Source organism: Pedobacter sp. GW460-11-11-14-TSB4, from assembly GCF_059423705.1.
In genome coordinates this window covers 125,815-140,818 of the sequence record NZ_JBWKYI010000005.1, presented here as the reverse complement: position 1 = coordinate 140,818, position 15,004 = coordinate 125,815, and the positions used below count along the sequence as shown (strand labels likewise).

The following is a 15,004-nucleotide window of genomic DNA, read 5'->3' as shown; positions in this document are numbered from 1 at the left end:
TAATGAATTTATTTAGCTATAACTAACTTATAAGTTTAAATTTTGAGCTTCTTTGGAGTAGTTGTTAAAAACATAGGTAACCAAATAACGATCCTCACTTTTTTCGAATACAAAGTACCAGGTTGTTTTCTGACTGATATTAAAATGGATAAGCCAACTGCCATGACGAGAAATAGCCTTAGGAGCAATGTAATATTGCTTCTTCACGATTTTGCTTTCAGCAATATCAATCAATCTGATAATGTAATCTATAGCACTTTCGCGGATACTGAAATAGTTTTCGTAAAAAAGCACATCAACCAGTTCGTTAAGATAAAGCAGAACCGAGGGGTTGAAGCGTACTATTTCCAAGGCAAAGTATTAATATGCTGAATGACTGCTGCTTTAAATTCAGAAGCCGATAAACTTTCCTCCCACTTTGCATCAAAAGAAGTATGCGTTGCGGGCGTCTTTACATAAGCTACCTGCTCTTCATTAACCACCGGAAGCTGGCCTTGATTTAAAACTTGCATCAGTTCTTTTTTTTCGGCAGCTGAGAGGTTTTTTACATGCTCAAGCAACAACTTAAAGTCCATATTATCAAAAGGATTAGTCATAGGCTAGGTCTAAACAATTAAATATAAGGATTTTTATGCAAAGAAAAATCAATCAACCCTATCAAGATTAGCTACATCATGCATTTCGATAGTTAAAATTAACTTTTTACACTAATTCTGCTTTAATCAAAATCTGCTCCATTTCTTGCTGCAGTTTTAATGCTTCTTCTCTGGCTTTTTCTGCAAAGTCTTCACCTTGGCTTGCATAGATAATCCCCCTGGAAGAATTGATCAGTAATCCGCATTGCGGGTTTAACCCGTATTTACACACCTCATTCAAATCTCCACCTTGTGCACCAACACCCGGTACTAAAAGAAAATGATCGGGTGCCAGTTTACGTACATCACCAAATGCAGCACCACGTGTAGCACCTACCACATACATCATCTGCTCATCAGTTGCCCAGGTTTGCGAGGTTTTAATCACCTTTTCGAAAAGTCTGTCTTCTCCAACCTCCTGTAACTGAAAGTCGGCATGCCCTGTGTTCGATGTTAGGGCCAATAGAATTACCCATTTATCTTTAAAAGTTAAAAATGGTGTTACCGAGTCGCTCCCCATATAAGGCGCTACGGTAACTGAATCGAAACTCATCTCAGACGATGCTGCGTTAAAAAAGGTTTCGGCATACATCGCAGAGGTATTCCCAATATCGCCGCGTTTAGCATCAGCAATAGAAAAAATATCTTGTGGAATATATTTCCAGGTTTCAATTAAGGTTTCCCAACCTTTTTTGCCATAACACTCGTAAAAAGCAGTATTGGGTTTATAAGCTACACACAAATCTTTTGTAGCATCAATAATCTGTTTATTGAATTCCAGAATCGGATTTTCATACTTTAACAGGTGTTTTGGTATCTTATCTAACGAAGAATCTAATCCGACACATAAAAATGAACGTTTTTTTTGTATCTGCTCGAAAAGTTGTTGCTTGGTCATATATGGGCTTATTTGCTGCAAATATGAAGATTTTTAAGTTTTCTGAGCGACAAAATAATGCTCACATTAATTATTTTTATAAACATTTTAAACTTTTGCTTGCAGATTACGTTTCAAATACATACAATTGCAACATAATTTCTCAACCGTTTATCTGAATATCCCAGAAAAATTTATCAAGACTTGTTTTTTGTTACCATTTTTTAAAGGCGAATTTCGCTTTTTATTCAGCTTGTAAACAATTATGAAACAATTTGAGCATTTTCCATAATGAACTCATTCAATGTTTTATAGCCTTAAGAATTTATACACAATGAAACTGCCGGGCCTGCACTAACACAATTATTTTTAAGCCTGTGTAGATTTATAACAGAAAACATCCGTTATAAACAAATGAAAAATTTCTTGAAACATATATATTTAGAATGTTTAGTAAAACAGAATTAAATGATAAGCTCACAACAGAATTACGTGAGCTAGCAAAAAGCTATGGCATTGAAGGTGCCGACTCCCTAAGAAAAATCGACCTTGTTGAAGTACTTTTACACCAACAAGAAATTATAAATGCCGCTAAAGCTGGTGCAGACCCTTATAGCGATATCGAACCTATTGCAGCTACTCCTGCGCCTAAAACCAAAGCGACAAAAACTCCAAAAGTTGCGGCCGCAGCTGCAGCTGCCGCTTCTACCGTGGTAGCCGATAAACCTGCTGCAACAACAACCGACAAGCCGGTTAAAAAAAGAGCAAGGTTAACGAAAGATGAGCCTGCAGCACCAATTGAAAGAAGAAGAGATGCTGTAACTTTATTTGACGAGCCTCAACACCAGCAACAGCCGGAAAGACAGCCAGACAGAATTATTGAAGCTGAAGAAAGTGTAAAACCAATCTCAGCTTTAATAGAAGAAAGTGCAGAAGTGCTTCCAGTTGCTCCGAAACAAAAACAAGAGCCTAAAGAAAAGCAGGAAAAACCGCAACGCGACGAAAATCGCCAGCAAAAACAACCAGGTGGTGGCAATCATCACAAAAACGAAAACAGTTATTCTAACCTCGATTTCGACAACGTAATTACAAATGAGGGTGTTTTAGAAATTATGCCTGATGGTTATGGTTTCTTACGTTCGGCAGATTACAACTACTTAACCTCTCCTGATGATATTTATGTATCTCAGTCTCAGATTAAACTTTTTGGATTGAAAACCGGTGATACTGTAAAAGGTAGCATCCGTCCGCCAAAAGAAGGCGAAAAATATTTCCCATTGGTTCGCGTAGAAACCATTAACGGCAGAATCCCTGCTGAAGTTCGCGACCGTGTTCCTTTTGATTATTTAACACCACTTTTCCCAACCGAAAGATTAAACCTGTTTACGGATACGAACAATTATTCTACCCGTATTATGGATTTATTTACACCGATTGGTAAAGGGCAACGTGGTTTAATTGTTGCGCAGCCTAAAACGGGTAAAACCAATTTATTGAAAGAAGTGGCCAATGCCATTGCTAAAAACCACCCGGAAGTTTATTTAATTATTTTATTAATTGATGAGCGCCCGGAAGAGGTTACCGATATGGCACGTAGCGTAAGGGCTGAGGTAATTGCCTCAACTTTTGATGAGCCGGCTGAGCGTCACGTTAAAATTGCCAACATTGTTTTAGAGAAATCGAAACGTTTGGTAGAAAGCGGACACGATGTGGTAATCCTTTTAGATTCAATTACCCGTTTGGCCAGGGCATATAATACTACAGCACCAGCTTCGGGTAAAATATTATCAGGTGGTGTTGATGCAAATGCCTTACACAAACCAAAACGTTTTTTCGGTGCGGCACGTAACATCGAAAATGGTGGTTCATTAACCATTTTAGCTACAGCATTAACCGATACAGGTTCTAAAATGGATGAGGTGATTTTCGAAGAATTTAAAGGAACAGGTAACATGGAACTTCAGTTAGATCGTAAATTATCTAACAAACGTATTTTCCCTGCTATCGATATTACAGCATCAAGTACACGTCGCGACGATTTATTGCACGACAGAGACACGTTACAGCGTGTATGGATTTTACGTAACCACCTCGCTGATATGAACAGCCAGGAAGCAATGGAATTTGTTCAATCTCAAATAAAAGGAACAAAAAGCAACGAAGAGTTCTTAATTTCGATGAACAGCTAAGATAAAGCTTAAAGGTAAAAGGTGTAAGGCTTAAGGTTTCCTAATTGGATGCCTAAACCTTACACCCTAAATCTTAAACCTTAGACCCCATGCTAAAAAAACATATCCCTAATGCGATTACCTGTGCAAACCTTTTTTCTGGTTGTATCGGAATCGTTTTTGCATTTAAAGGCAATCTGGAAACCGCAGCGTACTTCGTTATTCTTTCAGGAATTTTCGATTTTTTTGATGGTATGGTTGCACGCTTATTAAATGTAAAATCGGCAATCGGAAAAGATCTTGATTCTCTGGCAGATATGGTAAGTTTTGGATTTTTACCTGGGGTAATCATGTTTCACTTATTGAAGGCAAGCGATTATTCATCTGAGTACCTTCCCTATCTCGGTTTTATCATTACTGTTTTTTCTGCACTTAGGTTGGCCAAATTTAACAACGATGCCAGGCAGACAGAAGATTTTATCGGTTTAAATACCCCGATGAATACTTTGTTTATCTGTTCACTACCTTTTATTGCCAGCGATTATCCGCAGGTTATTGCTTCCAGTATTTTGCTGATTGCCATTACGGCAATTACAAGTTTCTTACTGGTGAGCGAAATAAAAATATTCTCTTTAAAATTCAGCGATTTAAGCTGGGCGAAAAATAAAATCAAATTTATCTTCCTCATCCTGTCAGCTATATTAATTGCTGTTCTGAAATTTGCAGCAATACCTTTTGTTTTGGTATTGTATATTGCTTTATCAATATTGCATTTTAGAGGTTCTACAGCCAATCATAAAGTATAACTAAATTTTTCCCGCAGATTTAAGAAGATCAAAATCGCAGATTAACTTATTTTAGGTAATCCTTTAAAATCTGCATTCCTTTTCTGCGGAAATTACTGCTTGGAAGTAAGCTTGTTTTTCTCCAGCTCAAGTTGCTGACAGATAATCACACAAATCAATTTTAGCCTTTCCACATCGGCCTGAATCGTTTCAAGCGCAATTTTATTCCTTGCATGGTCTTCAATTGCCTGAACGAATTCCTTTACGTCATTCCTGCCTATATAACTGAATGTGGGTTTAATTTTGTGTACAGAATTAGCTACTTTGCTCCAGTTCTCTTTTAACAATGCATCAGCCATTTCTGCTAAATAGACCGGCGTTTGTAAAATAAAAGCTTCAAAAAAATCAATTAAAAATGTCTTGTCATCACCAACCATTTGGATCAGGTAAGAAAAGTCAAGAGGGCGTTGGTCGGTTAACATAAGATCAAAGTTAGATGCACTAAAGCTTTTTAACCTCAAGCGGGTCATCAATATTACGACAGATAGACAAAATCGTTTCTCCCAGTACAGGATGTACTACTTCGGGTGCAATCTCAGCCAGGGGCTCCATCACAAATTTTCTGTTCTGCATATGCGGGTGAGGCACCTGAAGTTTATCGGGAATATCGATAATTTGATCTCCAAAAAGGATAAGATCGATATCAATTAAACGTTCACCCCATTTATCTTTCCGCACCCTGCCCAATTCCTGTTCAATACTTAGTGCAAGATCTAAAACAGCTATAGCACTTAAATTGGTTTCTACACCTACAGCCTGGTTCAAAAAAGCAGGCTGATCGGTTTTGCCCCATGCAGCCGTTTCGTAAAGAGAGGAGATGGCAATCACCTTACCGATTTTATCGTTCAATAGATCAATGGCTTTTTTCAAATTCGCCTCCCTATCGCCTAAATTTCCACCCAGTAACAAATAAGCCGTGCTGCACTCTAAAGCTTTATTAAGCATCATGTATTTTTATATCTTTACAACACAAAATTAAAACATTTAAATGAGAGAATTCTTTAAGTATTTATTTGCCTCTATGTTGGGCTTTTTCTTATCGATAGTAATTGTATTTATTATCTGCTTCGTAGTTGTTGTAGGTTTAATATCTTCTATTGATAGCGACAAAACAGTGGTTGTGTCTAATAATTCGGTACTATTTCTGAATTTGGACCAGGCCATTATGGAACGTACACCTAAAAACCCATTCGGAAACCTGCCAATTGTTGGGGGCGAAGAAAAAGATGGTATAGGCTTAAACGATTTTTTGAAAGCGGTACAAAAAGCCAAAACAGATGATAATATTAAATGTATTTACCTGAATGTAAGTAGTCCGAACGCTGGTTTTGCCACTTTGCGCGAGGTTAGAAATGCATTGATTGATTTCAAAAAATCGCATAAAAAAATTATTGCATACAGCGAAGTATATACACAAGGTGCTTATTATTTAGCTTCTGTAGCTGATAAAGTTTATTTAAATCCTGAAGGTGCTTTAGAATTTAAAGGATTTAGCTCTGAATTAACCTTCTTTAAAGGGACTTTGGAAAAAGTTGGTGTAGAAATGCAGGTCATCCGCGTGGGGAATTACAAAAGTGCGGTTGAACCTTTTATTTTAGATAAAATGAGCGATTATAACCGCAAACAGGTTACAGCTTATGTAGGTGGTTTGTACAATACTTTCTTAAGCGATATCGCACTAAGCAGAAATATTCAAAAAGATAGTCTGTATAACATTGCAGATAATTACAAAGTGCAACAGCCACAAGATGCCGTTAACTTTAAAATGATTGATGCCTTAAAATACAAAGATCAGATTTTAGAGGAATTAAAAGGATTATCGGGAAGAACCAGAGGAGAAAATGTCCGCTCGGTTTCGATTAACGACTATGCCAAAAACAATAGCGATACAGGCGAAGGAAAAGATAGAATTGCGGTAATTTATGCCAATGGCGAAATTAATGGCGGCGAAGGTTCCGACAACCAGATTGGTTCAGAACGTATTTCCAGGGCAATTAGAAAAGCACGTTTGGATGATAACATTAAAGCGGTGGTTTTACGCGTAAACTCTCCCGGAGGTAGCGCATTGGCTTCGGATGTGATCTGGAGAGAAGTGGTATTAACCAGAAAAGAAAAACCTGTTATTGCATCGTTTGGCGATGTGGCTGCATCAGGTGGTTATTATATTGGTTGTGCCGCTGACAGTATTTTTGTGCAGCCAAACACCATTACAGGTTCTATCGGTGTATTCGGTATTATCCCCAACTTCCAGAATTTAATGACCAACAAGCTAGGCATTACATTTGATGGCGTTAAAACCGGCAAATATGCCGATATTATGGCGACTAACCGCCCCATGACTGCTGGTGAAAGATTCATTATTCAAAATGAATTAAACAGGATTTACAGTGGTTTTGTGAGCCGTGTGGCCGATGGCAGAAAGAAAAGCAAAGCTTACATTGATAGCATTGGCGGTGGCCATGTGTGGATTGGAACAGATGCCGTTCAAATTGGCCTGGCTGATAGAATCGGAAGTTTTAACGATGCGATTAAAGCGGCCGCTAAAAAAGCTAAATTAAAAAACTATAAAGTTGTAGAATATCCCGATGTAATTGATCCATGGAAATCGTTAATGGATGAAGGTACAGACAGAATTAAAACCTATTATACCAAACAAGAACTTGGCGATAATTACATGCTTTATCAACAAATGAAAAAGGTAATTGCAAGTTCTGGCATTCAGGCCAGGATGCCATTTGAAGCGGTTATTAAATAATTTAAGATGGAAAATGGATGATGGAATATTAGGATTGATGGTTCATAGTTAAATAGTTAATGGTCATAGAGGTCAAGTCTCATCAGCAATTAACCATGAACCATCAAACCATGATCCAGGTAACCATCATCCATCTTACCTGTTCCATCTTACATCACCCATCTTACCTCTTCCATTTTCCATCTCACATCATCCCCTAATCAATCGCCTTCCACTCCGGATGCAGCGTTAAATAAGTTGCATTAACCGGAATATTTGCACGATGAACGGTTAAAGAAATGCTTTTCCCTTTTAAAAATTCAAAGCCAATCCCATCTTTTTGGGCATCGTAAACTGTTACCGTATCTTGATCTTCGTTTAAATAGGCCGAAAGTTTTTTGAGGGATGGAAATTTAAGTTTTGTATCTTCCAAAGTGCTGCCTGTTGCCAAACCATTTTGCGTTTTAAACTGATTAGAGGTAATCCTGATCTGTTTCACATCCTTTACAAGCATACTCGTATCGCGATAAGAAGAATATACTGCAATTTCGTTGGGGTGCTTTCCGGTCGAATCGTTGCTATACCAAATCCCCCAGGCTTTTCCCATAGCAGCATCACCCGCGCTTGGCCTGCCCAGTTTTATCCCAACCTGTTCCATATTTTCGCCAAGGGTGATTTCGCCCACTGAATGTCCGGCCACAACCAGAAACCGCTCATCAACAGGTTGCACGGCAGCTGATGTTAAATTATTTGTCGAATCTGTTTTGTTCTGATTTGCTTGATCGGCAGATTGACAGGCCACCAAACTTATACTTAATCCCAGGAGGGCAAATTTTATAGATTTCATCAGTGTAAAACAACGCTTTAATAAAATTGTGTTTATAATTTTAGACATGCGGTAAAGATTTGAGGCATTATTTCCTAATTTTACCCCTTATGGAAAACAAGACCATCGCCCGCACCTTGCGCCTCTTATCGCAGCTTATGGAACTGCATGAAGAAAACCCTTTCAAAATTAAATCTGTTGCAAATGCCTATTTTAAAGTAGATAAATTGCCTTTTGCTTTAAAGGACAAACCTTTAGCGGAACTGGATAAAATTGAGCGAATTGGCAAAGGATTGGCTTCCAAAATTATTGAGCTTCTTCAAACCGGAGAATTAAAAGAACTTAACGAAATTTTAGAGAAAACCCCTGAAGGTGTAGTGGAAATGCTGGCTATAAAAGGCATTGGACCGAAAAAGATTTTCATCATCTGGCGTACCTTAGGCATAGAAAGTATAGGCGAATTGTATTACGCCTGTAACGAAAACCGCTTAATTGAAGCTAAAGGCTTTGGTTTAAAAACCCAGGAAGAAATTAAAAATGCCATCGAATTTAAACTGGCTGCCAACGGACGGTTTTTATATGCCCAGGTTGAAGGTTTTGCCAAAACCTTATTTACCCAGCTTTCTGATTGGGCTGCAAAGATTGACAGCCATGCACTTTTAGGTTTCGCCGGTCAGTACCGCCGTGCATGTGAGATTATTGATGAATTAGAAATCGTAATCGGTACAGCACAAATCGATGCGCTTAAACAAAACTTACCCGCTTTCGCACCACTTTCACTAATCGAAGTCGAAAATGCTTTCATCTGTACTACCGAAGCAGGTTTTAGAATAAAAATCCATGTGTTAGAAAAAGCTGGTTTCTACTTAGAGTGGTTCAGGTTAACCGGAAATACGGAACATGTAGAAAAAGTGCTGACATTAGCTGGTGAAGGGCCTTTTGCAAATGAAGAAGAAATTTATAGCAAAGCAGGTTTATCTTTTATCGAGCCTGAGCTTCGTGAAGATTTCAACGAAATTGAACTGGCGAAAGTCAATCAACTCCCGACTTTAATCCAATACGAAGACTTGAAAGGCAGTTTGCACAATCACTCTACCTGGAGCGATGGCGTACATACCTTAGAACAAATGGCTGTTTACTGCAAAGAGAACTTAAACCTTCAGTATTTAGGTATTTGCGATCACTCTAAAACTGCGGTTTATGCAAAGGGATTAAATGAGCAGCGTGTTTTCGGTCAGCACCAGGAAATTGATGAACTAAATAAAAAACTCGCTCCTTTTAAAATTTTCAAAGGTATTGAGAGCGATATTTTAAGTGATGGCTCATTGGATTATTCGGACGATATCTTAAAAACATTCGATTTTGTAGTGGCTTCTGTGCACAGCAATTTGCGCATGGACGAAGCAAAAGCTACTGCACGCTTACTAAAAGCCATTGAAAACCCCTATACCACTATTTTAGGACACCCAACCGGCCGTTTATTGTTAAGCCGTGCCGGATATCCGATCGACTATAAAAAAATTATCGATGCCTGCGCAGCAAACAAAGTCGTGATCGAAATTAATGCGAATCCCTTACGTTTGGATTTAGATTGGCGCTGGCACCGTTATGCCCTAGAAAAAGGAGTATTGCTATCTGTAAATCCCGATGCCCACCGTACTGAAGGTTTCCACGATATGCATTACGGTATTTTAGTCGCCCGCAAAGGCGGTTTAAGTGCTGATAAATGTTTGAATGCTTTTACTTTGGAGGAGATAACTGCGTATTTTGAGAGTAAGAAGGGTTAGCTGTTAGCGGTTAGCGGTTAGCGGTTAGCGGTTAGCGGTTAGCTGAAAACAGTCTCTAACTTATCTTGTTTTAAATTTCACAAAAAGAAATCCGTGTAATCTCCAAATCTGTGTAATCAACCTGCAAGGAAAAATCTGCATCATCACCCATAAAAATCTTTTAATATCTTTGCCCCATGATAAGTGAAATTGCCAACCGCATATTTAATCAAGTAATTACAGACTATCACAAGTTTGATGATATTGACCATCCGGTTGAAAACCCATATGATGCCGAAAGTTTAGAGCATCTTTTTTACGTTAAAAACTGGATTGATACTGCCCAGTGGCACATGGAAGATGTAGTACGTAATCCACAGATTGATCCTGTTGAAGGTTTGAGCTGGAAAAGGCGAATAGATGCACAAAACCAGGTGCGTACCGATATGGTTGAGTTTATTGATGGTTATTTCTTAAACCTTTACCAGGGAATTTCAGCCCTTCCAGATGCAAAAATCAATACAGAAAGTCCGGCCTGGGCAATAGATCGCCTTTCTATATTGGCACTGAAAATTTACCATATGCAGGAAGAAGCTGAACGCGAAAGTGCATCAGCTGAGCACCGTGAACAATGCCAGACGAAACTAAATGTATTATTATCGCAACGCGAGGATTTATCAAACAGCATCGATGAGCTACTGGCCGATATTGAAGCGGGCAAAAAATACATGAAAGTATATAAACAAATGAAAATGTATAACGACCCGAGTTTAAACCCGGTGTTGTATAATAAAGCATAGTACTACAAACCGTCATTGCGAGGCACGAAGCAATCCTACTACTTTCGCTATTCAAATTTAGCATTGAGATTGCTTCGTGCCTCGCAATGACGAACTACCTGAAAAATATATGGCCGTAACCCAAAAAATTATCGTTTTACGTTTTTCGGCTATGGGCGATGTGGCCATGGTAGCCTCCGTTTTACGCGAATTTTCTGAACAGCATCCATCTGCAGAAATCATTATGGTGAGCAGAGCTGCTTTTAAGCCATTTTTTGATGGTATCCCGAACCTGATCTTCCACCCTATCCAGCCTAAAACTATTCATAAGGGAATTGACGGGCTATACAAACTCTATCAGGAGCTCCGCAGTTATAAACCAAACGCGGTAGCCGATTTACACGATAATTTGAGGAGCAGGGCAATTTCAACCTTTTTTCGCTTAACCGGAACAAAAATTAAGCGCATAGATAAAGGAAGGGCTGAGAAAAAGGCACTAACCCGTACCCATAACAAGGTTTTTAAACCGCTCAGAAAAACCGTTGAGCGTTATGCCGATGTTTTCCGCGAATTGGGATTTAATGTTAAACTCACTCATAAAATAAATAAGTCTCCGCAGGAAATCCCAGAAAAGGCACAAAATTTATTTACCTATAAAACCACAAAAAAAATAGGTATCTCTCCTTTTGCGCAGCATGTTTATAAAGTATATGCTTTAACAAAAATGGAAGAGGTTATTGCCTCATTAAGCGGATCAGGCGATGAGCTTTTCATATTTGGTGGTGGTAAAACAGAACAAGATGTTGCTGAAAACTGGGCTGAAAAGTATAAAAATGTCCATAGTTTAATCGGCAATTTTAGCTTAACAGAAGAGCTTGCCATCATCTCGAACTTAGATGTAATGTTAAGTATGGACTCATCTGGCATGCACATGGCATCACTTGTTGGTGTACCTGTTGTATCGATTTGGGGGCCGACACATCCTTATGCAGGCTTTTTGGGCTACGGACAATCGGAAAGCGATTGCATTCAGATTGATCATCCAGGCAGGCCAAACTCAATTTATGGAAACAAACCCTGCCTTTGTGGTGTTGAAAACTGTATAGACTTAATTAAGCCTGAAACCATTGTAAACAAAATAAAAGAGAAACTAAATGGCTAAACAACTACTGCTGGTCCGCCATGGCAAATCGGATTGGGGAAATATTGATTTAAGTGATTTCGACCGTCCGTTAAACAAACGTGGTAAAGAAAATGCACCAGAAATGGCCGAAAGACTGGTTAACAGAGGTTTCAAAATAGATTTAATCGTAAGTAGCCCGGCGAAAAGAGCTAAATCTACGGCCAAATATTTTGCGGAAGCCTACAATATTGATCAGATCCAGTTTGAAGAATCTATTTACGAAGCCAATACCACAGCTTTGCTTCAGGTGGTTAATGCCTTGGATGATGCGGCCGAAAAAGTAGTGCTGTTTGGTCACAACCCCGGTTTTACAGATTTCGCGAACGAATTATGCGATGCCGACATTTACAATATCCCAACTGCAGGCATGGTGTTAATTTCTTTTCCTTTTGATTCGTGGCAAATGGTAAGTAAAGGAACCGGAGAAATGGTGTTTTTCGATTACCCGAAGAATAGCGATGAGATTTAGGGCTTTTTACCATTAAGGGATTAAGATCATTAAGGAGAGTGGCCAGTTTATTATTTGCCACGGAAACACTGAGTTACACGGAAATTATTGTGGGTTTGCATTAAATCATTACAGATTGGCTTTAGCCAACTGCACAAGTACTATAATACAGTTTTAGCCCATGGGCGCTAGAAAGGCTTTTCCCGACAAGCACAACCCACAGTTAAATAAACCCCGGTAGAAGCGGCAGCTCCCGATCTTTTACCGATGAATCGGCACTAAATTGGTATCGGGACTACAGCGAATAACGGGGCTGATGAAGGCCAGGAACTACTGACAAACATTTCCAAAAAAAACGCATCAATTTAAAATATCACAAATCAGCTATGAATACCTCAAATCAAATAATTTTATTACCTTTGAATATATAACACGAAAATCTGGCAATAGACATTTCGGTGAATTCATAACCTAAACTCTTCTGGTTATTTCATAATTCGTATCGCCAGAAAATTTATCCATTAATTTATCTGAACATGAGTTTTGACTATAATACTACGCGTAGCCATTTAATTTTATCGGAATATGGCCGCAACGTACAAAATATGGTAAAGTATATCTGCGAATTACCAACCATTGAAGAACGTAATAAATATGCCCAGGCGGTTATCGACCTGATGGGTTTTTTGCAACCACATTTACGTGATGTTGCCGATTTTAAGCATAAACTTTGGGATCACCTGCACATTATTTCTGGCTATCAGATTGATGTAGATAGTCCATACCCTAAGCCATTAATTGAAAATGCTTACATTAAACCAGAACCGCTAGCCTATCCTCAACAAAGAATTACCTACAAACACTATGGTAAAACAGTTGAGAATTTGATTGAAAAAGCCATGCGTGAAGAAAATGCCGAAATTAAAAAGGCAATGGTTCAAAGCATCGCAAATTTTATGAAAATGGCTTACGTTACCTGGAACAAAGACAATGTGAGTGATGATACCATTATTAAGGATTTAAAGTACCTTTCTGGTGGATTGTTATCGCTTGATGAAGGTGTTAACCTCGCTAAAGTAGAATTTAGGGCACAAAATCCTCGTCAAAACAATAATAACAATAACCGCGGCAGAAGCAACAACAATAACAACAACGGAAAAAACCGTCAAAATAACAACAATAATAACCGTCAACGTAATAACAACAATAAACCTAAATATTAATAACCATACGTCATTCTGAACTTGATTCAGAATCTTTAAGATAGATGCTGAAATAAATTCAGCATGACGAAAGGGTTAGCAAAAGAAAAATATATGAACGCATTTGAAATAACAGGCGGAATTAAATTAAAAGGCGAAATTACCCCCCAGGGAGCCAAGAATGAAGCTTTACAGATTTTATCAGCTGTATTGCTTACCGAAAAGAAAGTAACCATCAGTAATATCCCTGATATTAAAGATGTTAACAAACTGATTGAATTACTTGGCGATTTAGGTGTTACCGTTGAGCGCATTAACAAAGACACCTATACTTTTGAAGCTAAGAATATTGATTTAAATTTCTTTGAATCTGATACTTTTAAATCGAAAGGTGGTGGTTTACGTGGTTCGATTATGATTGTTGGGCCATTGTTGGCGCGTTTTGGTAAAGCGGCAATCCCGAAACCGGGCGGTGATAAAATTGGCCGCAGAAGGTTAGACACCCACTTTATCGGTTTCGAAAAATTAGGCGCAAAATTCGTTTACGACAGCAAAAAAGCTTTCTTTAATGTGGATGCTACCAATTTACGGGGTGCTTACATTTTGTTGGATGAAGCTTCGGTAACCGGAACGGCAAATATTGTAATGGCGGCTGTTTTAGCAAAAGGCACCACTACCATATACAATGCAGCCTGCGAACCCTATTTACAGCAACTTTGCAAAATGCTTAACCGCATGGGTGCTAAAATATCGGGCATTGGCTCTAACTTGTTAACCATTGAAGGTGTTAGCGTTTTAGGCGGAACCGAGCACAGAATGTTGCCGGATATGATCGAAATTGGCTCCTTTATTGGTATGGCTGCCATGACAGAATCGGAAATTACTATTAAAGATGTTTGTTATGATGAACTGGGTGTAATACCAGAGGTTTTCAGAAAACTGGGCATTAAATTAGAACGCCGCGGCGATGACATTTATGTTCCTTCTCAAAAACATTACGAAATCGATACTTTTATCGATGGCTCGATTTTAACCATTGCCGATTCTCCATGGCCAGGTTTTACGCCTGATTTATTGAGTATTGTTTTGGTTGTGGCTACACAGGCAAAAGGAAACGTTTTAATCCATCAAAAGATGTTCGAAAGCCGTTTATTCTTCGTGGATAAATTGATTGATATGGGTGCTCAGATTATTCTTTGCGATCCGCACCGCGCAACGGTTAATGGTATCGATAAAAAATATAAACTTCGTGGGATCAGCATGACTTCTCCCGATATCAGGGCCGGGGTTTCATTGTTAATTGCAGCTTTATCTGCAGAAGGCAAATCGACCATCTACAACATCGAACAGATTGAACGTGGCTATCAGGATATCGACACCCGTTTACGTGCCTTAGGCGCGCAGATTAAGCGTGTAAATGCTGATGCACCGAGTCATTAGTAAGGTTAGCAGGTTTAGGGTTTTAGGTAAAACCCAAAGCGAAAATAGCATAAAGAAAAACGCCCGAGTAAAAATTTTACCTGGGCGTTTTTTATTTGGTC

Annotated in this window: 15 protein-coding genes; 9 read left to right on the top strand and 6 right to left on the bottom strand. The window is 38.7% G+C overall.

The window, feature by feature from the left end; genetic code table 11:
- Positions 1–27: 27 nt before the first annotated feature.
- From AC07YT_RS07270 to pyrF, 3 genes are all read right to left on the bottom strand, one after another.
- Positions 28–351 carry a hypothetical protein gene (locus AC07YT_RS07270; protein WP_086545424.1) on the bottom strand — a complete coding sequence of 108 codons (324 nt, stop codon included), beginning with the start codon at positions 349–351 and terminating at the stop codon, positions 28–30.
- Positions 342–596, bottom strand: a complete 255-nt coding sequence (locus AC07YT_RS07265) for a hypothetical protein (RefSeq protein WP_086545423.1) — start codon at positions 594–596, stop codon at positions 342–344. The genes AC07YT_RS07270 and AC07YT_RS07265 overlap by 10 nt, the downstream gene beginning before the upstream one ends.
- A gap of 106 nt (positions 597–702) precedes the next feature.
- Positions 703–1,533, bottom strand: a complete 831-nt coding sequence (pyrF, locus tag AC07YT_RS07260; protein ID WP_086545422.1) for an orotidine-5'-phosphate decarboxylase — start codon at positions 1,531–1,533, stop codon at positions 703–705.
- Positions 1,534–1,958: 425 nt separating this feature from the next.
- On the opposite strand from pyrF, the gene rho reads away from it, so the two are divergent.
- Entirely contained in the window at positions 1,959–3,701 is a 1,743-nt protein-coding gene (gene rho, locus AC07YT_RS07255) for a transcription termination factor Rho (RefSeq protein WP_086545421.1), read from the top strand.
- A gap of 89 nt (positions 3,702–3,790) precedes the next feature.
- A complete protein-coding gene (pssA, locus tag AC07YT_RS07250) occupies positions 3,791–4,486 on the top strand; it encodes a CDP-diacylglycerol--serine O-phosphatidyltransferase (RefSeq protein ID WP_086545420.1) in 696 nt (231 codons plus the stop codon).
- A gap of 92 nt (positions 4,487–4,578) precedes the next feature.
- On the opposite strand, the gene AC07YT_RS07245 is transcribed toward pssA, so the two are convergent.
- Positions 4,579–4,947: an Hpt domain-containing protein gene (locus AC07YT_RS07245; RefSeq protein WP_086545419.1), complete on the bottom strand. Its 369-nt coding sequence runs from the start codon at positions 4,945–4,947 to the stop codon at positions 4,579–4,581.
- 19 nt (positions 4,948–4,966) lie between these two features.
- Positions 4,967–5,473: a 2-amino-4-hydroxy-6-hydroxymethyldihydropteridine diphosphokinase gene (gene folK, locus AC07YT_RS07240; RefSeq protein ID WP_086545418.1), complete on the bottom strand. Its 507-nt coding sequence runs from the start codon at positions 5,471–5,473 to the stop codon at positions 4,967–4,969.
- 40 nt (positions 5,474–5,513) lie between these two features.
- Here folK and sppA point away from each other — a divergent pair, with 40 nt between their 5' ends.
- Positions 5,514–7,280 (top strand): signal peptide peptidase SppA, encoded by a 1,767-nt coding sequence (gene sppA, locus AC07YT_RS07235; protein WP_086545417.1) that lies wholly within the window; start codon positions 5,514–5,516, stop codon positions 7,278–7,280.
- A 196-nt stretch (positions 7,281–7,476) separates the two neighbouring features.
- On the opposite strand, the gene AC07YT_RS07230 is transcribed toward sppA, so the two are convergent.
- A complete protein-coding gene (locus AC07YT_RS07230) occupies positions 7,477–8,106 on the bottom strand; it encodes a hypothetical protein (RefSeq protein WP_145954209.1) in 630 nt (209 codons plus the stop codon).
- Between the two features lie 89 nt (positions 8,107–8,195).
- Here AC07YT_RS07230 and AC07YT_RS07225 point away from each other — a divergent pair, with 89 nt between their 5' ends.
- The 6 genes from AC07YT_RS07225 (at position 8,196) to murA (ending at position 14,903) form a co-directional block, all read left to right on the top strand.
- Entirely contained in the window at positions 8,196–9,872 is a 1,677-nt protein-coding gene (locus tag AC07YT_RS07225) for a DNA polymerase/3'-5' exonuclease PolX (protein WP_086545415.1), read from the top strand.
- A 176-nt stretch (positions 9,873–10,048) separates the two neighbouring features.
- The gene (locus AC07YT_RS07220; RefSeq protein ID WP_086545414.1) at positions 10,049–10,651 is read left to right on the top strand and encodes a DUF4254 domain-containing protein; all 603 of its coding nucleotides are present in this window, start codon (positions 10,049–10,051) and stop codon (positions 10,649–10,651) included.
- Between the two features lie 76 nt (positions 10,652–10,727).
- Positions 10,728–11,792: a glycosyltransferase family 9 protein gene (locus AC07YT_RS07215; RefSeq protein ID WP_494945252.1), complete on the top strand. Its 1,065-nt coding sequence runs from the start codon at positions 10,728–10,730 to the stop codon at positions 11,790–11,792.
- Positions 11,785–12,282: a SixA phosphatase family protein gene (locus AC07YT_RS07210; RefSeq protein WP_086545412.1), complete on the top strand. Its 498-nt coding sequence runs from the start codon at positions 11,785–11,787 to the stop codon at positions 12,280–12,282. Before AC07YT_RS07215 ends, AC07YT_RS07210 begins: the two co-directional genes overlap by 8 nt.
- Positions 12,283–12,797: 515 nt before the next feature.
- On the top strand, positions 12,798–13,484 hold the full coding sequence (locus AC07YT_RS07205; RefSeq protein ID WP_086545411.1) for a DUF4290 domain-containing protein: 687 nt from the start codon (positions 12,798–12,800) through the stop codon (positions 13,482–13,484).
- A gap of 93 nt (positions 13,485–13,577) precedes the next feature.
- Positions 13,578–14,903 carry a UDP-N-acetylglucosamine 1-carboxyvinyltransferase gene (gene murA, locus AC07YT_RS07200; protein ID WP_086549262.1) on the top strand — a complete coding sequence of 442 codons (1,326 nt, stop codon included), beginning with the start codon at positions 13,578–13,580 and terminating at the stop codon, positions 14,901–14,903.
- The last annotated feature ends 101 nt before the right edge of the window (positions 14,904–15,004 follow it).